The sequence below is a fragment of the Bifidobacterium sp. ESL0825 genome (assembly GCF_052606465.1).
In genome coordinates this window covers 507,685-531,278 of sequence record NZ_CP199589.1, presented here as the reverse complement: position 1 = coordinate 531,278, position 23,594 = coordinate 507,685, and the positions used below count along the sequence as shown (strand labels likewise).

At 64.4% G+C, this 23,594-nt stretch carries 17 protein-coding genes and 4 tRNA genes; 14 read left to right on the top strand and 7 right to left on the bottom strand.

The window, feature by feature from the left end; translation table 11 throughout:
- The first annotated feature begins 3 nt into the window (after positions 1 to 3).
- Together ACUIAG_RS02360 and hemH are read left to right on the top strand one after the other, a co-directional pair.
- Positions 4 to 1,401 (top strand): MFS transporter, encoded by a 1,398-nt coding sequence (locus ACUIAG_RS02360; protein WP_445340040.1) that lies wholly within the window; start codon positions 4 to 6, stop codon positions 1,399 to 1,401.
- On the top strand, positions 1,394 to 2,317 hold the full coding sequence (hemH, locus tag ACUIAG_RS02355) for a ferrochelatase (RefSeq protein ID WP_445340039.1): 924 nt from the start codon (positions 1,394 to 1,396) through the stop codon (positions 2,315 to 2,317). Before ACUIAG_RS02360 ends, hemH begins: the two co-directional genes overlap by 8 nt.
- A gap of 62 nt (positions 2,318 to 2,379) precedes the next feature.
- Here hemH and tal read toward each other — a convergent pair whose 3' ends face one another.
- On the bottom strand, positions 2,380 to 3,489 hold the full coding sequence (tal, locus tag ACUIAG_RS02350) for a transaldolase (protein WP_445340038.1): 1,110 nt from the start codon (positions 3,487 to 3,489) through the stop codon (positions 2,380 to 2,382).
- Between the two features lie 155 nt (positions 3,490 to 3,644).
- Positions 3,645 to 5,747: a transketolase gene (tkt, locus tag ACUIAG_RS02345; RefSeq protein WP_445340037.1), complete on the bottom strand. Its 2,103-nt coding sequence runs from the start codon at positions 5,745 to 5,747 to the stop codon at positions 3,645 to 3,647.
- A 184-nt stretch (positions 5,748 to 5,931) separates the two neighbouring features.
- On the opposite strand from tkt, the gene hrcA reads away from it, so the two are divergent.
- Positions 5,932 to 7,005: a heat-inducible transcriptional repressor HrcA gene (gene hrcA, locus ACUIAG_RS02340; RefSeq protein ID WP_445340353.1), complete on the top strand. Its 1,074-nt coding sequence runs from the start codon at positions 5,932 to 5,934 to the stop codon at positions 7,003 to 7,005.
- An 84-nt stretch (positions 7,006 to 7,089) separates the two neighbouring features.
- The gene (dnaJ, locus tag ACUIAG_RS02335) at positions 7,090 to 8,226 is read left to right on the top strand and encodes a molecular chaperone DnaJ (RefSeq protein WP_445340036.1); all 1,137 of its coding nucleotides are present in this window, start codon (positions 7,090 to 7,092) and stop codon (positions 8,224 to 8,226) included.
- Between the two features lie 10 nt (positions 8,227 to 8,236).
- Here dnaJ and ACUIAG_RS02330 read toward each other — a convergent pair whose 3' ends face one another.
- A complete protein-coding gene (locus ACUIAG_RS02330) occupies positions 8,237 to 9,031 on the bottom strand; it encodes a fructosamine kinase family protein (protein WP_445340035.1) in 795 nt (264 codons plus the stop codon).
- 145 nt (positions 9,032 to 9,176) lie between these two features.
- Here ACUIAG_RS02330 and ACUIAG_RS02325 point away from each other — a divergent pair, with 145 nt between their 5' ends.
- From ACUIAG_RS02325 to ACUIAG_RS02315, 3 genes are all read left to right on the top strand, one after another.
- On the top strand, positions 9,177 to 10,052 hold the full coding sequence (locus ACUIAG_RS02325) for an undecaprenyl-diphosphate phosphatase (protein WP_445340034.1): 876 nt from the start codon (positions 9,177 to 9,179) through the stop codon (positions 10,050 to 10,052).
- Between the two features lie 519 nt (positions 10,053 to 10,571).
- Positions 10,572 to 13,739 carry an RCC1 domain-containing protein gene (locus ACUIAG_RS02320; RefSeq protein WP_445340033.1) on the top strand — a complete coding sequence of 1,056 codons (3,168 nt, stop codon included), beginning with the start codon at positions 10,572 to 10,574 and terminating at the stop codon, positions 13,737 to 13,739.
- Positions 13,740 to 14,490: 751 nt separating this feature from the next.
- On the top strand, positions 14,491 to 15,144 hold the full coding sequence (locus ACUIAG_RS02315) for a helix-turn-helix transcriptional regulator (RefSeq protein WP_445340032.1): 654 nt from the start codon (positions 14,491 to 14,493) through the stop codon (positions 15,142 to 15,144).
- Between the two features lie 600 nt (positions 15,145 to 15,744).
- Here ACUIAG_RS02315 and ACUIAG_RS02310 read toward each other — a convergent pair.
- From ACUIAG_RS02310 to ACUIAG_RS02295, 4 genes are all read right to left on the bottom strand, one after another.
- Positions 15,745 to 15,817 (bottom strand) — tRNA-Val (locus ACUIAG_RS02310).
- Positions 15,818 to 15,848: 31 nt separating this feature from the next.
- A tRNA-Val gene (locus ACUIAG_RS02305) sits at positions 15,849 to 15,920 on the bottom strand.
- A gap of 23 nt (positions 15,921 to 15,943) precedes the next feature.
- Positions 15,944 to 16,014, bottom strand: a tRNA-Cys gene (locus ACUIAG_RS02300).
- 27 nt (positions 16,015 to 16,041) lie between these two features.
- Positions 16,042 to 16,114: transfer RNA gene (locus ACUIAG_RS02295), tRNA-Gly, on the bottom strand.
- A gap of 162 nt (positions 16,115 to 16,276) precedes the next feature.
- On the opposite strand from ACUIAG_RS02295, the gene ACUIAG_RS02290 reads away from it, so the two are divergent.
- The 7 genes from ACUIAG_RS02290 (at position 16,277) to ruvC (ending at position 23,586) form a co-directional block, all read left to right on the top strand.
- The gene (locus ACUIAG_RS02290) at positions 16,277 to 17,107 is read left to right on the top strand and encodes a PAC2 family protein (RefSeq protein ID WP_445340031.1); all 831 of its coding nucleotides are present in this window, start codon (positions 16,277 to 16,279) and stop codon (positions 17,105 to 17,107) included.
- Positions 17,108 to 17,183: 76 nt separating this feature from the next.
- Positions 17,184 to 19,229 (top strand): threonine--tRNA ligase, encoded by a 2,046-nt coding sequence (thrS, locus tag ACUIAG_RS02285; RefSeq protein ID WP_313836493.1) that lies wholly within the window; start codon positions 17,184 to 17,186, stop codon positions 19,227 to 19,229.
- A 3-nt stretch (positions 19,230 to 19,232) separates the two neighbouring features.
- Positions 19,233 to 19,907, top strand: coding sequence for a phosphatidylinositol phosphate synthase (pgsA, locus tag ACUIAG_RS02280; RefSeq protein ID WP_445340030.1), 675 nt, complete (start codon positions 19,233 to 19,235; stop codon positions 19,905 to 19,907).
- A 4-nt stretch (positions 19,908 to 19,911) separates the two neighbouring features.
- Positions 19,912 to 20,922, top strand: coding sequence for a phosphatidylinositol mannoside acyltransferase (locus ACUIAG_RS02275; RefSeq protein WP_445340029.1), 1,011 nt, complete (start codon positions 19,912 to 19,914; stop codon positions 20,920 to 20,922).
- Positions 20,897 to 22,183, top strand: a complete 1,287-nt coding sequence (locus ACUIAG_RS02270; RefSeq protein ID WP_445340028.1) for a glycosyltransferase family 4 protein — start codon at positions 20,897 to 20,899, stop codon at positions 22,181 to 22,183. Before ACUIAG_RS02275 ends, ACUIAG_RS02270 begins: the two co-directional genes overlap by 26 nt.
- A gap of 61 nt (positions 22,184 to 22,244) precedes the next feature.
- A complete protein-coding gene (locus tag ACUIAG_RS02265; RefSeq protein WP_445340027.1) occupies positions 22,245 to 23,000 on the top strand; it encodes a YebC/PmpR family DNA-binding transcriptional regulator in 756 nt (251 codons plus the stop codon).
- Between the two features lie 4 nt (positions 23,001 to 23,004).
- Entirely contained in the window at positions 23,005 to 23,586 is a 582-nt protein-coding gene (gene ruvC, locus ACUIAG_RS02260) for a crossover junction endodeoxyribonuclease RuvC (RefSeq protein ID WP_045924420.1), read from the top strand.
- Positions 23,587 to 23,594: the final 8 nt, after the last annotated feature.

Here is a 23,594-nt window from a genome sequence, read left to right as displayed (position 1 = left end):
ACCATGTCTGCAAGAGAGAGAAGATCGATCCTTTCCACGCCCATATGGTTCTTCATGGTCATCGTCTTCATCACCCAGCTGGATGGGGGAGCGGTGCCTACCATGCTGCCGTCCATCACACGGACCTTCGGCCTGACCACCATGGGCTCCTCCTGGGTGGTCGGACTCTACACCCTGGGACTGGTGGTGGGCACCCCCATCACCTCCAACCTCTCCGACGCCCACGGGACCAGGAAGGTCTTCCTCTGGGAGCTGGCCTTCTGGTTCCTTGGATGTCTGATGACGGCGGTCTCGCCCAACTATGCGGTCATGCTGCTGGGCCGGTTCATCCAGTCCCTGGGAGACAGCGGCATCATGGTCCTGTCCATGAACGTCCTTCTGCAGCGCGCCCGCAGAAACAACCAGGGCAGGAAGGTCTCCACGGTGGGCATCATCGCCGGCCTTTCCGCCATGGTCAGCCCGGTCCTTTCGGGCATGCTCCTGGGCATCACCCACGGATGGCGGGCCTACTACTTCATGATGCTGCCCTTCCTGGCCATTTTGTTTATTCTGGCCTGGTTCATGATGGGCGACTCCCAGACCGACCGCGCCTGGAAGACCGACTACCTGGGCCTGGGCTCCTTCAGCATCGCTCTGGCCCTGCTGATGGTGGCCATCACCTTCCTCCAGTACGGCACCGCCTATCTGGCCCTGATCATCGGGTGCCTCCTGGTCACAGTGGTGGCCGGCGCGGTCTTCCTGGTGCATGAGCGGGGGCTGGGCAACTCCAAGGAGACCATGCCCTTCCTGCCCATCCGCCTGCTGAAGCTGCCCTCCTACGGGCTCACCCTGCTGCTGGGAACGCTGGGAGGCATGTTCTTCTCCCTCTTCGTCTACATTCCGACCTACGTCCACTCCGTCTTCGGGCTCCCGGTCCGCTCGGCCGGCATGGTCATGGTCGGCGTCGGGCTCGGCTCCGTGGTCGGGTCCTGGCTGGGCGGTCTCCTGGTCGACAAGTTCGGCTACCGGACCACGCTGGTCTTTTCGTCATCGCTGATAGGCCTGATGGCCCTGGTGATCACCCTGACCCTGCACAACCTGCAGCTCTTCATGGTCCTGTCCTTCCTGATGGGGGTCGGCATGGGCTCCATGATGTCCTCGCCGCTCCAGGTCATCGCCGGAAGGCTGGCCGGGCCCGAGAACCGCATGCAGGCCATCGGCGGGCTGTCGGCCTGCAAGAAGATCGGCACCACCATCGCCCCACTGCTCTTCGCCTCGGCCATTGAGCTGGGCAAGGCGGGCGGACAGGCCGGTCTGGCCTCCTACAGGAACATGTTCCTGGTGGTCATCGTCATAGCCCTGGTCAATATCGGCCTGACATACTGCATTCCATTTTCACAGAAAGAAGTTGCTGATGACTGAACCTACAGCAGTCCTCCTCATGGCGTACGGCACCCCCTACCAGGAGTCCGACATCAGGGGGTACTACACCAACATCCGCCATGGGCAGGAGCCGCCCAAGCCGCTCATGGACCAGCTGGTCGGCCGCTACAAGGCCATCGGCCTGCCCTCGCCCCTGGCCAGGATCACCACGGCCCAGCGCGACGGCCTCCAGGCTGCGCTGGACAAGGCCCACCCCGGCGCCTACAAGGTCTACGAGGGGCTGAAGTACATCACCCCCTTCATCCAGGATGCGGTCGACCAGATCGCCGCCGATGGCATCACCAGGGTGATCGGCCTGCCCCTGGCCCCGCAGTACTCCTCCTATTCGAGCGAGGACTACCACAACCGCGCCCGCAAGGCCATCGAGGCCCATCCGGGCATGGAATACCTGCCGGTGCGGTCCTGGTGGAACCACCAGGAGCTGATCCACTTCTGGAGCGACCAGCTGGTGGCCAAGAAGGATCTGACCGACCGGCCGGACACCAAGGTGATCTTCAGCGCCCACTCCCTGCCCCTGCGCATCATCCAGGGAGGGGACCCCTACAAGGATGAGGTCATCGGTCTGTCCAATGCCGTGGCCCAGGCCGCCGGCCTCAATGAGGACCAGTACGTGCTGGCCTGGCAGTCGGCAGGCCGCACCCAGGAGCCCTGGATCGGGCCTGATTTCGTCAAGGTGGCCAAGGATCTGATCACCGAGAGCGGCATGAAGACCATCGTCTCCGCCTCCATCGGCTTCATCGCCGACAACCTGGAGATCTGCTACGACGTGGACATGGAGCTGGCCAAGGCCATCGAGTCCGCCGGCGGCACCCTGACCAGGCTGAACATGCCCAACGACAGCCCAGCCCTGATCGCCACCCTGCAGCAGGTGGTCGAGGAGGCCAAGGCCGAGTAACTGATACGAATTGTGCCCCCGTCCGGTTTGAGCCGGACGGGGGCACAATTATCGTCAGGCGTTCAGCCGTTGACGCGGTCGATGCCCTTCTGCACGTCGGAGAGGACCGAATCCCAGGAGTCGATGAAGGCGGCGACGCCATCGGCCTCCAGCTTGTCGGTCACATCCTTGATGTTGATGCCCAGGTCTGCCAGCTTCTGCATCACCTGGTGGCTCTCCTCGTAGGTGCCCTTGACAGAGGGAGCGCCGTTGCCGTGATCGGCCAGAGCGTTCAGGGTCTTCTCAGGCATGGTGTTGACCACGTCAGGGGCCACCAGCTCATCCACGTACTTGCAGTCGGAGTAGGCGGCGTTCTTGGTGCCGGTGGAGGCCCAGAGCGGACGCTGACGCTTGGCGCCCTTGGCTTCCAGGCCGGCCCAGCGAGGATCGCTGTCGAAGGCCTTCTCGAAGAGCTCGTAGGCCAGGCGGGCGTTGGCCACAGCGGCCTTGCCCTCCAGGGACTTGGCCTCGTCGGAGCCGTTGGCCTCCAGCAGCTTGTCAACCGCAGTGTCCACGCGGGAGACGAAGAAGGAGGCGACCGAGCCCATGTGCTTCAGGTCATGGCCGTTCTTGTCGGCCTGGACCATGCCCTCGATGAAGGCGTCGATGACCTGCTTGTAGCGCTCCAGGGAGAAGATCAGGGTCACGTTGACCGAGATGCCCTTGGCCAGGGTGGCGGTGATGGCAGGCAGGCCCTCCAGGGTGGCGGGGATCTTGATCATGGCGTTGGGTCGATCGACCTTGTTCCAAAGCTCTTCGGCCTGCTTCTCGGTCTCTTCGGTGTTGTGGGCCAGACGAGGATCGACCTCGATGGAGACGCGTCCATCCACGTAGTCGGTCTTCTCTGCAACCTCGCGGAAGATGTCGGTGGCGTTGCGCACGTCGGTGGTGGTCAGCTCGCGGACGGCCTCATCGACGGGGATGCGGCCCAGCTGCTTGAGCTGTTCGTCATAGGGACCCACCTGGCTCAGGGCCTTCTGGAAAATCGAGGGGTTGGTGGTCACGCCCACCACATTGCGCTCGGCGATCAGCTGCTGCAGATTGCCCGACTCGATGCGGGTGCGGCTCAGATCGTCCAACCAGATCGAGACACCTGAATCGCTGGTGCGCTGGGTGTTTGCATTTTCTGCCATCTTGTCACTCCTTATTTGGGTTCCCGATGGAATCACATTCACTATGCACTACCGGGAAGTCTGTTGCTGTATTCCCGCAGACCCGCGTTTCGGGCGTGCCTGCAGGGGAGGGGGCCGGCGTCGCGGACGGCCCCCGATTGATCACGATGCCGGGTTCAGCGGGCCCGACGGACTTCCTCCAGGGAGGCCTGTGCTGCTTCGACCACATGATCGGCGGTGATGCCCAGGTCGCGCATGTTCTCGTCGCCGCTGCCCTGCAGGCCGAACTGCTCGATGGAGACGGGCTTGCCATAGCTGCCCAGGTACTTGTACCAGGGCGTGGCCAGTCCGGCCTCAACGGAGACGCGGGCCTTGACGGAGGCGGGCAGAACGGCTTCCTTGTACTCGTCGTCCTGCTCCTCGAACCACTCCAGCGAGGGCACGGAGATGACGCGGGCCTTGACGCCCTGCTCGGCCAGGGTCTTGGAGGCGGCCACAGCGTGCTGCACCTCGGAGCCGGTGGCCATGATCAGCACGTCGGGCTGGCCCTCGGTGTCGACCAGCACGTAGGCGCCCTTGCGCACGCCTTCGCGGGCCTTGGCCTTGGTCTCCTCCAGGGTGGGCACGCCCTGCCTGGTCAGGATCATGGCCGTGGGGTGGGTGTTGTCCTTCTCGAAGAAGGCGCGGTAGGCCTCAGCTGTCTCGTACTGATCGGCGGGGCGCACAACCTCCATCTGGGGGATGGCGCGCACGGCGGTCAGGTGCTCGATGGGCTGGTGGGTGGGGCCGTCCTCGCCCAGGGCCACGGAGTCGTGGGTCCACACATACAGGTTGGGGATGTCCATCAGGGCGGCCAGGCGCACCGAGGGGCGCTCATAGTCGCTGAACTGGAAGAAGGTCCCGTTGTAGGGCCTGGTGTCCGAACCCAGCAGGATGCCGTTGGTGATGGCGCCCATGCCGAACTCGCGCACGCCGAAGTGCAGCTGGCGGCCGTACTTGCTGGCCTTGGGCCACTGGACGGTCTTGTCGGCCTCGGGGGCGAAGGAGACGGCACCGTTGATGTTGGTGTTGTTGGAGCCGCCCAGATCGGCGGATCCACCCCAGAGCTCGGGCATGATGGGGGCCAGGGCGTTGATGACTGCGCCGGAGGCCTTGCGGGTGGCCACCTTGGAGCCGGGCTCGAAGCCAGCCTCCAGGTCGTCCAGGGCCTTGTCGAAGCCCTCGGGCAGCTTGCCGGCATGGATGCGGTCGTACAGGTCGGCCTTGTCGGGGTTGGCCTTGCGCCAGGCCTGGTACTTCTCGTCCCAGTCCTTGTGGGCGGCCAAGCCGCGCTGGGCGACCTCGCGGGCGTGGGCCAGGGCCTCCTCGTCGATCTGGAAGCTCTGCTCAGGGTCGTAGCCCAGGGTCTTCTTCAGGCCGGCGACAGCCTCGGCGCCCAGGGCTGAGCCGTGGGCTGAAGGATCGTTGGTCTTGCCGGGGGTGGGCCAGGCCATCAGGGTGTCCACCTTGATGAACTTGGGCCGGTCGGTGACCTGCTCGGCCTTCTCCAGGACGGCAGCCAGGCCCTCGACGTCCTCCTTGTAGGAGCCGTCGGGCTGGATGAAGCTGAACTCGTCGGTGTACCAGCCGTAGGCCTGGTAGCGCTTGAGGATGTCCTCGCCCAGGGCGATGCGGGTGTCGCCCTCGATCTGGATGTGGTTGGCATCGAAGATGACGGTCAGGTTGCCCAGGCGCTGGTCGCCGGCCAGGGAGCTGGCCTCGGAGGAGACGCCCTCCTCGACGTCGCCCTCGCCGCAGATGACCCAGACCTTATGGTCGAAGGGGGACTGCCCCTCGGGTGCGTCCGGATCCAGCAGGCCGCGCTCGTAACGCTGACCATAGGCGAAGCCCACGGCCGAGGCCAGACCCTGGCCCAGCGGGCCGGTGGTCATCTCGATGCCGGGGGTCAGGCCGTACTCGGGGTGGCCGGGGGTCCTGGTGCCGGCGGTGCGGAAGCGCTTCAGATCGTCCAGGGTCAGTCCGTACCCGGAGAAGTAGAGCTGCACGTACTGGGTCAGCGAGGCGTGGCCGCCGGAAAGAATGAACCGATCACGCCCGACCCAGTCGGGGTCGTTGGGGTCGTGACGGATGAAGTGCTGGTAGAGCGCGTAAGCGATGGGCGCCAGCGAAATAGGGGAGCCGGGGTGGCCGCTTCCGGCCTTCTCGACCGCGTCGGCCGAGAGGACCTTGGCCATCTTGACAGCCCGCTCATCGAGTTCGGACCATGTGAAATCTGCCATATGGTGCTGCTTTCCTTCCAATCTAGAGGTCTCCATGTTCGACTTGTGTCGAAAATGTTCGATTACCTTCACATTGCGCTTCCATCGTATCGGTTTGAGACGACACAATTCGGCTCTTCGCGCGACATTTTGGCACTCTCATGGCCCGAGTGCTAATAATGAAACCATGACGGAAGGAGCGACATTGCCTAATACCAGACGCATGCTGGTGCTGCGCGCGGTCGTCGAGGACTATATCCGTTCTCGCGAGCCGGTAGGGTCGGGTTCGCTCACCAGAAACCATCAGCTTGGAGTCAGCTCCGCCACCGTGCGCAACGACATGGCGGCCCTGGAGAGCGAGGGCTACCTGGTCCAGCCCCACACCTCGGCCGGCCGCATCCCCACCCAGAAGGGCTACCGTTACTTTGTCGACAGGCTGGCCACCATCGTGCCCCTGTCCGCCGCCCAGCGCCGGGGGATCAACGCCTTCCTGTCCGGGTCGGTCAACCTTGAGGACACCCTGCAGCACGCCGCCCGGCTTCTGGCCCAGATCACCGGGCAGATCGCCGTGGTGGCCTCGCCCTCCCTGGCCAGCTCGAACCTGCGCCGGGCCGAACTCATAGGACTGAGCCGGGGGACCGTGCTTATGGTGGTCATCACCGACACTGGCCGGGTGGTCCAGCGCACCCTGCACGGGGCCCTGCAGGAGGATCCGAACGACCTGGCGGACCTGTCCGACCAGATCAACCGACAGTGCCAGGACCTGCCCCTGGACCGCGCCGCCGACCGCTGCCGCATGCTGGCCGACTCCCTGACCGAGGGCCGCGACAAGTCCATGCTGCGCCTGGTGGCCACGGTCTTCGACGAGATGGCCACCCGGGAGCAGACCAGCGGCCTCTACATGGCCGGCACCTCCCAGCTGACCCACAGCCAGGCCGTCTCCCTGGGGGACCTGGGCTCGCTCCTGGATGCCCTGGAGGAGCAGGTGGTGCTCATGCGGCTCATGCGGGCCCAGAGCGAACTTTCCCGCGAGAGCAACGGGGTCAGCGTGGCCATCGGCACCGAGACCCGGACCCCGGAGCTGGCCCACGCCTCGGTGGTGACCAGCGGATACGGGCATGCCCGGTCCAGGCAGACCGACGGCTCCGAAGCGGACGAGCCCGTGGCCTTCGTGGGTTCCATCGGCCCGACCCATATGGACTATCCGGCGACCATGAGCGCGGTTCGTGCCGTGGCCTCGTATTTGACCGGTTTCCTGGCCGGCGGCGGGGAGCCGTGACCGTCAGGGCAGCAGCATAAGTCATAGGTATCGTGGGCCCATGCAACTATGGGTCGAGAGGGCATCAAACGAAAAGGATGATCGGTGGCAGATTACTACGAGGTTTTGGGAGTCGAGCGCGGCGCGAGCGATCAGGACATCAAGCGCGCCTATCGCAAGATGAGCCGCAAGTACCACCCGGACATCGCCGGGCCTGAATACGAGGACAAGTTCAAGGAGGTCAACAGCGCCTACGAGGTGCTCTCCGACCCCGAGAAGCGGCGCATGTACGACGCGGGCGTGGACCCCAACGATCCCCAGGCCTCCCAGGGGGGCAGCCCCTTCGACATGGGCGACGTCTTCAACCAGTTCTTCGGCGGCGGCTTCGGGGGCACCACCCAGGGGCCCATTCCGCGCACCCAGCCCGGCCGGGACGCCCTGGCCCAGGTCTCCGTGGACATGAAGACCGCCATCTTCGGCGGCGTGGTACGCACCCCCATCAGCACCTACGGCCTCTGCCAGGAGTGCGGCGGCTCGGGGGCCCAGAAGGGGACCTCACCGGTGACCTGCCCGGTCTGCAACGGCAAGGGCTATGCCCAGAAGGTGGTGCGGACCCTGCTGGGGCAGATGATGAGTCAGGCACCCTGCGAGCGGTGCGAGGGCCACGGCACCATCATCGAGCACCCCTGCCCAGTCTGCAACGGCCACGGCCGTGTGCGCACCCGTCGCGAGGTGGGCGTCAACGTGCCCGCAGGCGTGGCTGACGGCTCCCGGCTGCGGCTGGCCTCCCAGGGCGAGGTGGGCGAGGGCGGCGGTGCCGCCGGCGACCTGTATGTGGACATCACCATCAAGCCCGACAAGCACTACACCCGCAGCGGCCAGGACCTGCACTGCTGGATCGCCGTGCCCATGACCTGGGCCGTGCTGGGCCACCAGGTCGACCTGGAGACCTTCGACGGCCAGCGCCAGGTGGACATTCCCGCCGGCTGCCAGCCCGACCAGGAGATCACCATCAAGGGTCTGGGCGTCACCAGGCTCGGCAACCGGGAGGAGCGCGGCGACATCATCGTCCACGTGCTGGTCCAGATCCCCACCAAGCTGGACGACGATCAGCGCCGCCTGATTGAGGACTTCGCCAACAGCCACGACTCCGAAGCCAGGCAGGTCCCGCAGAGCGCCAAGCCTGCCGGAGCCGGGGGCCGCAAGGGGATCTTCAGCAAGCTCAAGGACATCTTCAGCTGAGTCGGCTGAGTCAGCCCAGCAGCGACCGGCACATGGACCGGTACTCGCTCACATAGCCGCCGCCGAAGAAGGCGCAGTGCCCGGCGATGGCGTAGAGCTGCCAGAGCGTGGTCCGGTTCTGGTAGCCGGCCGCCAGGGGATGCACGCTCTGGTAGCCGTCCAGAATCTGCCCCAGGTAGGGGATGCCGAACAGCTGCAGCATGGCCAGGTCCTCCTCGCGGTGGCCACCGTGGGCCGCAGGGTCGATCAGGACGGCCTGGGTGTTCCCGTCGTTCCTGGTCCACATGACGTTCCCGCTCCACAGGTCCCCGTGGACCCGGGCGGGCTTGTCATTGGCGGCCGCGCCCAGCAACTCAGGCAGAGCCTGGATCACCTCTTCGGTCATCTTCATGTCATCGCGGTTCAGGGCCCGCCGATCCATGGCCATGCCCACCATGGGCTCCAGCCGCCCCTTGGCCCAGTAGGTGGCCGGGTCGTCCCAGGCGCCCACGTCCATGGGCAGCGGATCCTGCAGGGGTCCGAAGTAGCAGGTGCCCGTGTAGCCCTCGGGCGCGGAGCCGAAGTGGTCGGCCCCGGCATCATGCATGTGGGCCAGCTGGGCGCCGAAGCGGTAGGCCGCGCCAGGCGTGGGGGAGGCGGAGGTCACCTCCTCGATGTCCAGGTAGTCCGGGCCCCAGCCGTAGACGTCCACCACCCGGGGACCGCCCTGCGCCTGGGCCTGGCCCAGCCATTGAAGCCCGCGCCCCTCGCACTCGAAGAATCCAGCCGGGGCCCCGCCCCTGGATTTTCTGTAGGTCTTGGCCATGATGATCCACACCCCTATTCGTCGAGTCGTCGATTCCGACAAGACCCATTGTGGGCATTCTGCGAGACATGCCCGGCCCTTGGCTCTGCCTGCCCTGCGCGGTGGCTATGCTTGCCATTGTTGTCCGACATAGCAAGAGGGGTCCATGAATTTCTTCGAAGCCATTCTGTTCGGCCTGGTGCAGGCCCTGACGGAGTATTTCCCCGTCTCATCCAGCGCCCATATCCGCATCGTGGGCGGCCTGCTGGGCCAGGACCCGGGCGCGGCCTTCACGGCCATCATCCAATTCGGCACCGAGATGGCGGTCCTGCTCTACTTCCGGCATGACATCGCCCGCATACTGACCCACTGGTTCCGCTGCCTGGCCGGCAAGGACGGCTCCTCTTGGCGTGAGCGGATGGGCTCCAAGGACCATGACGCGGCCCTGGGCTGGTACATCATTCTGGGCACCCTGCCCATCGTGGTGGCGGGCCTGCTCTTCCAGAAGATCATCGAGACCAAGCTGCGCAACCTCTGGATCACCGTGGTGGTGCTGATCGTCTTCGGCCTGCTGCTGGACTACTTCGACCGCCACGGCCGCCAGAACAAGGAGATCCGCCAGATGAGCGCCCGCGACGCCCTGCTCTTCGGCATCGGGCAGATGCTGGCCCTGATCCCCGGCGTATCCCGCTCGGGCGGCACCATGACCTTCGGCCGCGCCCTGGGCTACACCCGCGAGTCCGCCACCCGGGTCAGCTTCCTCATGGCCATCCCTGCCGTCTTCGGCGCCGGCATACTCGAGACGGTCAAGTCCTTGAAGAACATCAACGCGGACGCTGCCTTCCCTGGCTGGGGGGCCACCATCTGCGCCACCGTGGTCAGCTTCCTGCTGGGATACATCGTCATCATCGCCTTTTTGAAGATCGTCTCGCGCTTCTCCTACCGGGGATTCGTCATCTACCGGATCGGCCTGGCCATCTTCGTGGCCATCATGCTCATGGTCGGCGCCCTGCCCGCAGTGGGCGGCGTGGCGGCCAGCTGAGCCTGGGTGAATTGCCGGGGGATTCGACGCTCGGATGGCTGCATGATAGGATTTGCTCATGCGCTGCCCATGGTTGCGGGGGACTGGGTCAGCCAAGCGTTTGAATCCTTTGGGGAGGTTTGTTATGGTTTCGTCGTCGACGTCTGCCGATTCTCGTACGCATAGGTTTGGCCTGCGGTCGCTCATGTCAGCAATGGTGCTGATACCCCTCCTGCTGACCGGCATGGCCACCGGCACCGTCTTCGCCTCCGGCTCAGATGTCAACGGGGGGGGGGTCGTTATACCGCTCAGGTAGATAACGGTTCCCTGAGCGATCTACAACCGACCAGCCTGCCTTCCCCGTCGCCGCTGACGACGTCATCTGTTTCTTCTTCCCCTGTTCAAACCCCGACAGGTTCTTCCCAATCCCTTGGAATCTCGTCATCCAGCTTTTATTCACCTGCTGGGACCCAGTCTGCTGCTGCTTCCCATACTGTGGTGTTCGACCCTGCCAATGGAAGCAAAGGGGAACGTGTAACTGTGCCGGATGGCTCCTTGGCGTCGCCGCCTGCCGATAATCCGAAGCGCGACGGCTACCGTTTCGACGGCTGGTCCGAGCATGACGCGATGATGGATTTCCTCACCCCGATCACCAGGGACATCACCTTGAAGGCCAAGTGGACCCCGGTGACTGATTGGGCGCTCAGCCCCGACCATGGTCCGGCTTCCGGCGGCACCAGCATCACCATCACACCCCCGAGTGCGGACTCACCATCGTTCAGCGCATTGGAAGCCCATGACGACAAGCTGATCGGCGTGACCGGCGATGGCCGCCTGTTCACGTGGACATCAAAGGCTGAAATGCCTGTTCAGGTGCCATCGCCTCAGGGCGAACCCGGTGACGTGCGATTCATGACTGGAATAGTTGGCCATGACGGCTTTGCTGCCTTGAGCAGGGACCACCGCATCTACACCTGGAGCAAAGGCGGGGATACGCCTGCCCTGCTTGACGCAGATTCCACGACCTACACCAGCATTGCCATGGCCGCCGATCGCCTCATAGCAGTGAATCAGGATGGCCGTATACGCACATGGACCAGCATGGGGAAGCCGACAGAAAAGGCCATAAGCTTGCCCAAGCAGGCCCCAGCAATCACGGTGGCTGGCAATGCTGATCGCCTGCTCGCCATGGATAGCAAGGGCAAAATCTGGACTTGGAAGCCGGATGCCATTGATACCACTCAGATCCAACCCGTCAAGATTGCTCACCGAATTGTTCAGATATCAGCCACGGATCATGGCTTTGTGCTTCTGGACTTTACCGGCCAGACCAGTTATCTGGACAACAGACAAACCCAGCCAGAATTGCTGATAATGCCCGACCATTCTGCCGTCGCAGCAATAAGCAGTGACGCTACACAAGCAGCGTTGGTTGATTCCAGTGGTCTCGTCTGGGCCTGGAAGCCCGGCGAAGCCCCCAAGCGTGCGGACGACGGGAGCCAGCAGTACGTGCGGGCCGCCGCTGCCGGCGGCGGGATCGCCGCCATCAGCAGGCAGGGCAGCCTATACAGGTGGAGTCTGGACGGGCAGGGCCAGCCCGGCAGGCCAGCCAGGCTCGACACCGCTGCTGCGCCCATCCTGGAATCAGCCAGCCTGGACGGCCAGCCGCTCAGCCTCAGCAAGACCGGCAGCGCCTGGCGGGCGGACATGCCCGCCCGCAAGCCGGGACAAGCCGCCATCCTCATCACCGGCAGGCAGGACGGGCAGCCTTTCGCCAGGAGCCTTGCGTACACGGTCGACCAGCCGCCGGCACGAGCTGCCGAACCAGGATCCACGCTCACGGTCCGCTTCGACACGGGCGGCGGAAACCCGAAACCAGCAGACCAGAGTTTCCCCTCCCCGTACGGCAGGGCGAAACGCCCCTCCCCCGACCCTGCGCGGGAAGGCTTCCTGTTCGACGGATGGTTCACCGGGGATGTCGCCTACGATTTCAGCAGGCCCGTCGACAAGGACCTGACCCTGACCGCCCACTGGACGCCGGCAAGCCGGAACACCAAGTGGAGCATCAGCCCTGACAAGGGCAGCCAGCTGGGCAGGGAACCCGCCACCATCACCCCGCCCGACAGCGCCAGCCGGGGCATCAGATTCAACCAGATCAGCGCATCAACAAACGGTAATTTTTCCTTGGCGGTGGGCAGCGACGGGAACGCCTACGCCTGGGGATACAACTTGAATGGCCAGCTCGGCGACGGGACGCAAACCATGCGGACCACGCCGGTCATGGTGGGGAAGCCTGCAGGCGCGCCTGCGGATTTCACCTACCTGCAGGTCAGCGCCGGAGTCTTCCATTCGCTGGCCCTGGGCAGCGACGGGAACGCATACTCCTGGGGAAGCAACAGCAGTGGACAGCTCGGCGACGGGACGAGAGACGACAAGCATGCGCCGGTCAGGGTGAGGAAGCCCGACCGCAAGGCGTACCCGGACCTGCCAGCGGATTTCACCTACCTGCAGGTCAGCGGCGGAGGATGGCATTCGCTGGCACTGGGCAGCGACGGCAACGTTTACGCCTGGGGATACAACGACTCTGGCCAGCTCGGCAACGGGACGACAAGCTACAGCGGCCAATCTACGCCGGTCAGGGTGAAGACACCCGACCGCAGCACGTACCCGGACCTGCCTGCGGACTTCACCTACCTGCAGGTCAGCGCCGGATACCAGCATTCCCTGGCCCTGGGCAGCGACGGCAACGTTTACGCCTGGGGATGGAACAACTATGGCCAGCTCGGCAACGGGACAAGCAGCAACCGGAATACGCCGGTCAGGGTGAAGACGCCCGACCGGAAGACCTACCCGGACCTGCCAGCGGACTTCACCTACCTGCAGGTCAGCGCCGGATACTATCATTCCCTGGCCATGGGCAGCGACGGCAACGTTTACGCCTGGGGAGACAACCAGTATGGCCAGCTCGGCGACGGGACAAGCACCACACGGTATACGCCGGTCAGGGTGAAGACGCCCGACCGGAAGACCTACCCGGACCTGCCAGCGGACTTCACCTACCTGCAGGTCAGCGCCGGAGGCCTGCATTCCCTGGCCCTGGGCAGCGACGGCAACGTTTACGCCTGGGGATACAACGGCTATGGCCAGCTCGGCAACAACAGCAGCGGCAGCTCTTCGTCTGTTCCTGTGCGCGTGCGCGACCCCGCCAGCCCCACCGACAAGAGCAAAGGACTGCAAGCCGCACAGGTCAGCGGCGGATACGCTCATTCGCTGGCCGTGGGCAGCGACGGCAACGCTTACGCCTGGGGATGGAACGGCAATGGCCAGCTCGGCGACGGCAGCACAAACAGCAAGTCGGTTCCTGTGCCGGTGTCGTTCAACCTGGCTCTGGTGATCACCGGCGTCAGGTTCGACCAGACCGCCGCATCAGGGCTGACGCGCGGCGACGGCAATAGCGTGACCGTGACCACGCCCGCGCACCAGCCGGGCACAGTCACCGTCAGCGTGGACTACACGCTGGGAGGCACAGCCCAAAACCCGGACACCACCCTCCGATACACGTACCTGCCTGCAGGCGTGCTCCCCAAGGCAGGCGGGGAAGGCATCCTGCTGGCCCTGGCCACCGGCATGACCGGCATGGGCGGGGTCCTCGCATCCCGCCGCCACCGGAAGGAAACACGCCAGCTGCTTCACGCTTCGCACGAGTAAGAGCGGCCGGGCGGCGTATCAATCCCCCCGCCCCCGGCCCACATAGGGGGAGCAGGGAGGAAACGTGTCACTGAAGGCTCAAACCCCAAGAGAGCCGACACATCCTCCCGCGCCCCCATCACACTTCTGCAGGCGGAAGCAAGGGGCAGGCATGCACGCTCCCGCCTCTGCCTGGGAGAGGAGGAAACACGGCCAGGCCGGCCAGGAGGCTTAACAGCCCCTAGCCAGCCCGGCCGCTGTTTATCCATTCAGACATGTGTCGTATCAACTTGTTTAATTTCTTTGACAAAGTGGCCTTTAGATCCAACCGATCCCAACACACGTGACCAGACTCACATTATTTATGCACTTTGTCCTAGGCGCGCTACAGGTACTTATCCTCAGCTTCTGAATCACTCGGTTCCCCATGATTATCAGGTTTCCGTTCTTGACTTGGCCTGCAGGATTCATGGGAAGCGGCTCCGCCACAACGCTGCGTCCGTTACGACTGGCCGGGTTTGCGAAAAGCAAGAATCAGCCGCCTTCGTGCGCTACCATGAAAATCCCTTCTGCACTTCGGCTCTCCTGCGGCCTCGATAGGCCGTATGCAACGGACAGAAGTGCGCAAAAGAAGGTCTAATATACGGGATTAGAGGAGGCCGATTGGCTGGTATGGAGGTGATGGACCATATCACGCCATCCAATACCTTTCGCTTCCCGCAGCACCAACCGGTGGCTACAAGCCGCCCTGTTAGGATGTTGAGGATCAGCCATGCATTTCACAGTAGACAACCTTGAAGAGGTATTTCCCCTGGCAGAATTCATAGCCGATTCCTTCGGCCCTATGGCCGAGATTGTTGTGCATGACATCACCCGCCCGGAGAATTCCATCGTCTTCATCCGCAACGGGCAGCTTTCCGGACGCTCCCTGGGCGACGGGGTTACGGACCAGACGTTCCAGCTGGCCATACGGGCCGACCAGGACGGGGCCGACTTCGTCTCCGACTACCGAGGGCGCCGCCTGAACAAGCACGAGTTCCGCGTCTCCTCCTACCTGATCCGCAACCAGGAGCAGACCGTCATTGGCCTGCTCTGCATCAGCATCAACATCACCGAGCTGCAGCAGGCAGCCCACGTGCTGCAGACTCTGTCCTCGATCGACTCCGACGATGTGCAGATCTCCACCGAGACCTCGCGCCGCCACGTGAGCGAAGAGCCCGCGGAGAACATCCGCAGGATCACCAGGGACGAGGTCCGCCAGTTCAACATCCCCATGGACAAGCTGACCAAGCAGGACAGGCTGGACATCATCCGCAACATCAAGGACCGGGGCATCTTCCTCATCAAGGGCGCGGTGGGCATCGTAGCCCCCGAGCTCAAGATATCGATTCCCACCCTCTACCGGTACCTGCAGGCCCTCAAATAGGGCCTGAAAAGTAAGACCTCCGGCGGCAGGAGAGGGGGGTATATTTCTGTGCCGCCGGAGGAGCTTTACAGCGCGGCCGCCGCCATTGGCGACAACCGGAACGTGGCCACGCAAACAGACCACGCAAGTATTGCATAGATAAAACAGGGAGACCACAGTTTCCTCAAGCTGTGGCGCATTGCAGATTCAGCCAGGCTAGTTACGTGCCCTCATTGGCCTAGGCCTTTCTTCATGCTATCACCTCTTCAAGGATGCACAGGTACTCCCGTTTCAGGCAGGTCCCCCGACCTGTTGCTAAGAGCAAATTATCACAAGGTCCCGGACATGCTCAACACTCCGTTCGCTATCCGCCATGACAACCGGCATGGCAAGCGGCAGCTGGTGCGCAATTCAGCGGATACGACCAATGTAGGAGAGCCTGAAAAGTAAACCTGGTTTGTATTGGTAACAATAATTTATTACCTGAATTCCAGCTGGAGGAATAATTAGTCGGGGATCATTAGGAATACAATCACTGATAATTGAGAAGATTTGTAGGCATCAATTACTGACTGAAAACTGTCTCTAGATGGAAGGTAGGGGAGAAGCGGAAAATCCAGGTGGGCGATGCAGGAATCGAACCTGCGACCCCTTCGGTGTGAACGAAGTGCGCTAGCCGCTGCGCCAATCGCCCGGATTGGGAAAGACCACCGAAGTGATCCTTGTGGGCGATACTGGATTCGAACCAGTGACCCCTTCCGTGTCAGGGAAGTGCGCTACCTCTGCGCCAACCGCCCGGGTCATTCTCGTTTCGAGAGAGAGGTGGGTACGAGAGTCGAACTCGTCTATACGGCTTTGCAGGCCGCTGCCTAACCGCTTGGCTAACCCACCGTATTGGTTAAACTGCTCGAAACCTCGAGCGGGCAACGGGACTCGGACCCGCGGTCTCGACCTTGGCAAGGTCGCGCTTTACCAACTAAGCTATGCCCGCACTTTCAACTTTCACCGTGGTGGTGACTGCCGAAGCACGTTGCACTACTGTAGCGTAGACCTCCGCACTTGGCAAAAAGCGCGTGTCGCCGCGTCATAGAGCCACCCTCCGCTGATGGCAAAGCCGCGAAATACAAGGCTTCCTACCGGTAGGGTGAGAGGTATGAGTGAAGAAGCCAGGCAGCACTGCACCATGGTGGCCGCCTTCGATGGCTGGAACGATGCGTGCTCAGCCTCGACCAACGTCATCCGCCACCTGTTGAACGTCTACGAGTCCCACGAGATCGGCAGCATTCCGGGCGACGGGTTCTATGACTACCAGATGTCACGGCCCATGCTCTGCCATGTGCAGGGCAGGCGGCGGATCATCTGGCCCTCCGCCAAGATCTACCGGGTGCGGATTGATGACACCCACACCCTCCTGCTGGAGATGGGCCCGGAACCCAACTACCACTGGAGCGACTTCTGCCGGCGCAGCATCCACTGGGCCGAAGACGACGAGGCGGAGGCCATCATCACCCTGGGCGCCATGTTCGCCGACTGCCCCCACACCAGGCCCCTGCCCATCGACGACCTGGCCGGCGACCAGCCCAAGACCGACACCGACGGCCACTCCGGCCCCATAGGCATCCCCACCGTGCTGGATGCCCTGGCCACCCAGGACGGCTACAGCACCGAGTCCATCTGGGTCTCCGTGCCCCAGTACCTGGGCAGCGACGAGTGCGCCCAGGGCACCCTGCAGCTGCTGCAAAGGCTCTCGGCCATGCTCGGCGTCCACCTTGACGAGGGGGAGCTGCCCCGCAAGGCCGCCGAGTGGAAGGCCCAGGCCGGAATGCTGCTGCGCTGCAACGACGATCTGGCCAACTACGTCCACCGTCTGGAGATGGACGTCGACCAGGCCCAGGTGAACGAGCCGGCCGCCGAAGAGCTGGTCCGGGAAGCCGAGGATTATCTGCGCTCCATGGGCAACAAAGGCCCCTCCTTGTCTGAGTGACGACCTAGGCTGTGGCTCGATAACCATGTCCAGCCTGCACCCTGTAACGCGGGCTCCGATAGCAAGGACGGCATTCATGACACAGTCGAGCATCTCCATCATCGTCAAGGGCGAACGGAAGGAGGTGGCGGCGGATCAGACTGGCGTCCAGCTTTTTGCTGACGACAAGGACATCATCGCCGTCGACCTCAACGGGCAGCCACGCGACCTCTACACACCCCTGCACGAGGGCGACAAGGTCGAGCCCATCACCCTGGAGAGCGACCAGGGACTGGCCATCATGAGGCATTCGGCCACCCACGTCATGGCCCAGGCCGTCCAGGAGATCCGCCCGGACGCCAAGCTGGGCATCGGCCCGGTCATCAAGGACGGCTTCTACTACGACTTCGACGTGGACAAGCCCTTCACCCCCGACGACCTCAAACAGATCGAACAGCGGATGAAGCGGATCATCAAGTCCTCCCAAAGCTTCCGCCGGCGCGTGGTCACCGAGGAGGAGGCCCGCAAGGAGGAGGCCGACCAGCCCTACAAGCTGGAGCTGATCGGGGCCAAGGAGGCCGAGATCAACAGCGAGGAGGCCACCGAGGTGGCCACCGGCGGCGAGCTGACCATGTATGACAACCTGGACCGCGAGGGCAACACGGTATGGAAGGACCTCTGCCGGGGCCCCCACCTGCCCAACACCCGCTATATCCGCAGCTTCAAGCTCATGCGCACTGCCGCCGCCTACTGGCGCGGGGACGAGAAGAACCCCATGCTCCAGCGCATCTACGGCACCGCCTGGGCCAACAAGGACGACATGAAGGCCTACACCGCCCGTCTGGAGGAGGCCGCCCGCCGCGACCACCGCAAGCTGGGCGCCGAGATGGACCTCTTCTCCTTCCCGGACGAGATCGGGCCCGGCCTGCCCGTCTTCCACCCCAAGGGCGCGGCCATCATCAACGCCATGGAAGACTACTCCCGGCAGATGCACCGGCGCAACGGCTACTCCTTCGTGCAGACCCCGCACATCACCAAGGGCCACCTCTACGAGATCTCGGGCCACCTGCAGTGGTACAAGGACGGCATGTACCCGCCCATGCACCTGGACGAGGAGAAGGACGCCAACGGCAAGGTCACCCGCCAGGGCTTCGACTACTACCTGAAGCCCATGAACTGCCCCATGCACAACCTGATCTTCAAGTCCCGCCAGCGCTCCTACAAGGAGCTGCCCCTGCGGCTGTTCGAGTTCGGCACCGTCTACCGCTACGAGAAGTCCGGCGAGGTCCACGGCCTGACCCGCGTGCGCGGCCTGACCCAGGACGACTCCCACATCTACTGCACCAGGGACCAGATGAAGGGGGAGCTGACCAACCTGCTCCAGTTCGTGCTCAAGGTGTTGAAGGACTTCGGCCTCAACGACTTCTACCTGGAGCTGTCCACCAAGGATCCCAATAAGTTCGTCGGCTCCGACGAGGTCTGGGAGGAGGCCACCAACACCCTGGCCGAGGTGGCCAAGGACTCCGGGCTGGAGCTGGTCGACGACCCCGAGGGCGCCGCCTTCTACGGGCCCAAGATCTCCGTGCAGGCCCGGGACGCCATCGGGCGCACCTGGCAGGTCTCCACCATTCAGCTGGACTTCAACCTGCCCGAGCGCTTCCAGCTTGAGTACATCGCCGCCGACGGCTCCCACCAGCGGCCGGTCATGATCCACCGGGCCCTCTTCGGCTCCATCGAACGCTTCTTCGCCATCCTGCTGGAGCACTACGCCGGCGCCTTCCCGGCCTGGCTGGCCCCCGTCCAGGTGCAGGCCGTGCCCGTGGCCGACGAGTTCGCCCCCCACCTGGAGCACCTGCTGGACCAGCTGCGCGACGACATGGTCCGCTGCGAGATCGACCGCTCCGACGACCGCTTCGGCAAGAAGATCCGCAACGCGGCCAAGTCCAAGGCCCCCTTCATCCTGATCGCCGGCGAGGAGGATGCCTCCAAGAACGCGGTCTCCTTCCGCTTCCGCGACGGCAGCCAGCTCAACGGGGTGCCCGTGGAGCAGGCCCGCGCCTGGATCAACGAGGCCATCAAGGTCCGCGCCCAGATCAACTCGGCAGACGACTTCCGAGCGAACACCTCCTGCAGTCAGGACTGACCAATGTTCGAGCATCTACGGCGCCCCTGGAAGCGCATCATCGCCCCCATCGCCCGCGGCCTGGTTCGTCTGGGCGTGAGCGCCAACGGTGTCACCATCAGCGGAGCCGTAGGCACCACCCTGGTAGCCATCGCGACCGGGTTCACCGGCTGGCTCCTGCCCGGGGCCATCGTCCTGGCCATCCTGGTGGCCTTCGACTCCCTGGATGGTTCCGTGGCCGCGCTGACCGGCGGTGGCACCCAGTTCGGGGGCTTCCTGGACTCCACCCTTGACCGGATAGCCGACTGGGCCGTCCTGACCGGGGTCATCATCTACCTGCGCCGCCACGAGCTGGCCTGGGTGGCCGATGGCAACCACCAGGGTCCCGACATCTGGGCACAGGTGGGCATGGCTGCAGCACTCTTCGCCATCATGACCTCCTTCGTCACCTCCTACGCCCGGGCCCGGGCCGAGGCCGAGGGCTTCGAGGCCAAGAACGGCATCGCCACCAGATCGGACCGGCTGGTCATCATCCTGGTGGGCATGGCCCTGACGGGAGCCGGGCTGCCCCTGGCCGTGCTCAGCTGCTTCCTGGTCCTGCTGGCCCTGCTGGGCATCGTCACTGTCTGGCAGCGGATCAGCCACGTCGCCAAGGACATGAGCCGCAACCCGCAGCCCGCCAACCCCAACCACGAGTGAGCCTATGCCGGACCGACTGCTCATCTTTCTGGCGCAGCATGCGCGCCTGGTGCCCGAGGGGCTGCTGCGCGGCCTCTTCCTGGCGGCGGCCGACCTCTGCTGGCTGTTTCGGATAGGCGGCGTCAGACAGCTGGAGCGCAACCTGGCCCATGTCATGCCAGAGGCCGGCCGTCGCAGCCTGCGGCGCACCTCGCGCCAGGGCATGCGCTCCTACTTCGTTTACTTCGTCGAGGCCCTGACCGTGGGGGCCCGCACCAAGGAGCAGCTGCTGGCACGCATACAGGGCGGCGGCAGCGCCTACCCGGATCCGGCCAAGAGCGACATCGGCCTGCGATCCCTGCCCATCGGCATGGGCCACCAGGGCAACTGGGACTACGCGGGCTTCTGGGCCTGCTCCACGGTAGGCCAGGTCACTACGGTGGCCGAGCGGCTGCGGGATCCTGGGATGCTGAACACCTTTGCGGACATCCGTCGCCGCCTGGGCATGAACATCCTGCTGACCGGTGAGCCGGACATCACCGGCCGTCTGACGACCCTGCTGCGGAAGCCTGGCCAGGTGGTGCCCCTGCTGGCCGACCGCGACCTGAGCCGCCGTGGCGTCTTCGTCAAGGCCTTCGACTCCTGGATTCGCGTGGCCGCCGGACCTGCCGTCATCGCCTTGGATGCCCATCTGCCCCTCTATACCGTGAACATGCACAGGGAAAGGCTGACGGGGGAGCGCCGTCGGCAGGCCAAGTCACCCTACGGCTATGTCTGCCAGGTGGACGGGCCCATCGCCATCGAGCCCTACCTGGACATGCCCCGGGAGCAGGCCGTCAAGGACCTGACCCAGGCCTGGGTGGACCAGTGGGCCCAGGGCATTCGCGAGCATCCCGAGGACTGGCACATGCTCCAGCCGATTTTCCTTGAGGATCTGGATCTTTCCCGGATGCACGACCTGCCGGACTTCATCCTGGCCCAGGCATCCAAGAACAAGGGAGGTGACGGGCATGAAGGCACCCGAGCAAAGGCCTGAGCAGGAATCAGAGCGAGCCGCCATCAAGGCGCCCCTGCGGGTGGGTATCATCTCGCCCTACTCCTTCGAGACCCCGGGCGGTGTCCAACTGCACATCCGCGACTTCGCCAGGCATCTTATGGACCGTGGCCACCAGGTGCAGGTTCTGGCCCCGGGCCGACGCACCCAGGACATGCCCCTCTGGGTGCATACCACCGGCTCCTCCTTCTCCATTCCCTACAACGGATCCGTGGCCAACCTGAGCTACTTCGGCGTGGCCGGCCACAAGACCCGGCAGTGGGTCAGGCAGGGCCACTTCGACATCCTGCACCTGCACGAGCCCGAGGTGCCCTCCCTGAGCCACAAGCCCCTGCGGCCCGGATTCATTCCCTGCCCCTATGTGGCCACCTTCCATGCGGCCTTCGATACGACCCCGCTGGCCCTGAGGCTGACCAGGCGCTACCTGCGCCGATACCTGGCCAACATCAGCCAGGCCATCTTCGTCAGCCCCTCGGCCATGCAGAACGCCAAGAATCTGCTGGAACCGGGCATACCCAGCCAGATCATCCCCAACGGCATCGAGACCAGAGCCCTGTGCAATGCCCGGCCGCGCCCGGAATGGCAGGGGAGCGAGCGGGAGCCCACCATCGGATTCCTGGGACGGATGAAGGAGGAGCGCAAGGGGTTCAGGATTCTGGCCCAGGCCGCACCTGCCATCCTGCAGCGGGTGCCCGGAGCCCGCTTCCTGTGTGCAGGTGACGGCCAGGCGGAGGCCCGGAAAATACTTGAGGACGTCGATCCCGGACTGGCCCGGCACTTCACCTTCCTGGGCCGGATCAGCGACGAGGACAAGGCCTCCTTCTACCACAGCCTTGGCCTGTATGTGGCTCCGCAGACCGGGGGAGAGAGCTTTGGCATCGTGCTGGTTGAGGCCATGGCGGCTGGCTGCCCGGTGGTGGCCTCGGACCTGCCCGCCTTCGAGGATGTCTCCCAGAACGGCCGCAGCGCGCGGCTGTTCGCCACCGGAGACCCCCAGGACTGCGCCCGGGCGGTCCTGGGCCTGCTGGACGACCGACCTGCCCGCCTGGACCTGGCCTCATGCGGAATGCGCCGGGCCAGCGACTACGACTGGGAACGGGTCACCGACCAGGTTCTGGATGTCTATGCCCGTGCCCTGGCGGCCCGGCCCGATCATCGCCGTGGCCTGCTGGGCAGGCTGGTGGGCCGGAAGGCTGGTTCTCCTTGCGATGAAGCCCCCACGAAAGGGCCTGAAAACCCGTAAAATTGTCGAAGAGCGGAACTAGAATTCCATTCGTTTACGCATTCGTACCGTCAGGAGACATATGTCAGGGCATTCGAAGTGGGCGACCACCAAGCACAAGAAAGCAGCCATCGACGCCAAGCGTGGCAAGCTCTTCGCCAAGCTGATCAAGAACATCGAGATCGCCGCCCGCACCGGCGGCGGTGACCCCGACGGCAACCCCACCCTCTACGACGCCATCGTCAAGGCCAAGAAGTCCTCCGTGCCCGCAGACAACATCACCAGGGCCGTCAAGCGCGGCTCGGGCGAGGAGGCCGGAGCGGCCAACTACGAGACCATCGTCTACGAGGGCTACGCTCCCGCCGGCGTGGGCATCATCATCGAATGCCTGACCGACAACCGCAACCGCGCGGCCGCCGAGGTCCGTTCCACCCTGACCAAGGGCGGCGGCTCCCTGGCCCAGAACGGGTCGGTCAGCTTCAACTTCGAGCGCAAGGGCCAGATCATCGTCCCATCAGAGGGCCTGGACTACGACACGGTCTTCGAGAAGGCCGCCGAGGCCGGTGCTGAGGACGTGCAGGACAACGGCGAGAGCTACACCGTGCTGACTGCCCCCGGCGACATGGTCAACGTCCGCAAGGCCCTGCAGGACGCGGGCATGGACTACGACTCCGCCGACCTGGTCCTCAACCCCAAGAGCGAGGTCACCCTGGATCTGGACTCCGCCCGCAAGGTCTCCAAGCTGATCGACAACCTGGACGACCTGGACGACGTGCAGGAGATCTACAGCAACTGGACCGCCTCCGACGAGGTCATGGCCCAGTTGGACGACGAGTGACCCTATGATCGTTCTCGGCGTCGACCCGGGGCTCACCCGATGCGGCGTTGGCGTCATTGAAGCCGGTGCATCGCGCCGGCTTTCCTTTGTTCATGTGGACGTCGTGCGCTCAGACCCCGAACAGAGCCAGGACCTGCGGCTGCTGGCCATCTACCAGGGGCTGACGGCCGCCCTGGACCGTTTCAGCCCTGACGTGGTGTCCATCGAGCGGGTCTTCGCCCAGTCCAACCACAACACCGTGCTGGGAACCGCCCAGGCGGCAGGGCTGGCCATGCTGGGGGCGGCGCAGCGGGGGATCCCCGTAGCCCTGCACACCCCTACCGAGGCCAAGATGGCTGTGACCGGCAACGGGCAGGCCGACAAGATCCAGGTGCAGCGGATGGTGGCCCGTATTCTAGGCCTCAACCAGCTGCCCAAGCCCGCCGATGCTGCCGACGCTCTGGCCCAGGCCATCTGCCACGCCCTAAGGCCCGCCGGGGCCATCCAGGGCGGGGAGCGCGAGGAGCATCTGACCCAGGCCCAACGGCAGTGGGCACAGGCCTCCGCCAAGTATGGCAAGCATCGAGGAGTCCAGCGAGACATGTAAGCTGATTC

Excerpts from the sequence above, each read along its gene's own strand:
- ACUIAG_RS02360 (WP_445340040.1), top strand. The coding sequence starts at position 4 with ATGTCTGCAAGAGAGAGAAGATCGATCCTTTCCACGCCCATATGGTTC.
- hemH (WP_445340039.1), top strand. The coding sequence starts at position 1,394 with ATGACTGAACCTACAGCAGTCCTCCTCATGGCGTACGGCACCCCCTAC.
- tal (WP_445340038.1), bottom strand. The coding sequence starts at position 3,489 with ATGGCAGAAAATGCAAACACCCAGCGCACCAGCGATTCAGGTGTCTCG.
- tkt (WP_445340037.1), bottom strand. The coding sequence starts at position 5,747 with ATGGCAGATTTCACATGGTCCGAACTCGATGAGCGGGCTGTCAAGATG.
- ACUIAG_RS02330 (WP_445340035.1), bottom strand. The coding sequence starts at position 9,031 with ATGGCCAAGACCTACAGAAAATCCAGGGGCGGGGCCCCGGCTGGATTC.
- ACUIAG_RS02325 (WP_445340034.1), top strand. The coding sequence starts at position 9,177 with ATGAATTTCTTCGAAGCCATTCTGTTCGGCCTGGTGCAGGCCCTGACG.
- ACUIAG_RS02315 (WP_445340032.1), top strand. The coding sequence starts at position 14,491 with ATGCATTTCACAGTAGACAACCTTGAAGAGGTATTTCCCCTGGCAGAA.
- ACUIAG_RS02290 (WP_445340031.1), top strand. The coding sequence starts at position 16,277 with ATGAGTGAAGAAGCCAGGCAGCACTGCACCATGGTGGCCGCCTTCGAT.
- thrS (WP_313836493.1), top strand. The coding sequence starts at position 17,184 with ATGACACAGTCGAGCATCTCCATCATCGTCAAGGGCGAACGGAAGGAG.
- pgsA (WP_445340030.1), top strand. The coding sequence starts at position 19,233 with ATGTTCGAGCATCTACGGCGCCCCTGGAAGCGCATCATCGCCCCCATC.
- ACUIAG_RS02275 (WP_445340029.1), top strand. The coding sequence starts at position 19,912 with ATGCCGGACCGACTGCTCATCTTTCTGGCGCAGCATGCGCGCCTGGTG.
- ACUIAG_RS02270 (WP_445340028.1), top strand. The coding sequence starts at position 20,897 with ATGAAGGCACCCGAGCAAAGGCCTGAGCAGGAATCAGAGCGAGCCGCC.
- ACUIAG_RS02265 (WP_445340027.1), top strand. The coding sequence starts at position 22,245 with ATGTCAGGGCATTCGAAGTGGGCGACCACCAAGCACAAGAAAGCAGCC.
- ruvC (WP_045924420.1), top strand. The coding sequence starts at position 23,005 with ATGATCGTTCTCGGCGTCGACCCGGGGCTCACCCGATGCGGCGTTGGC.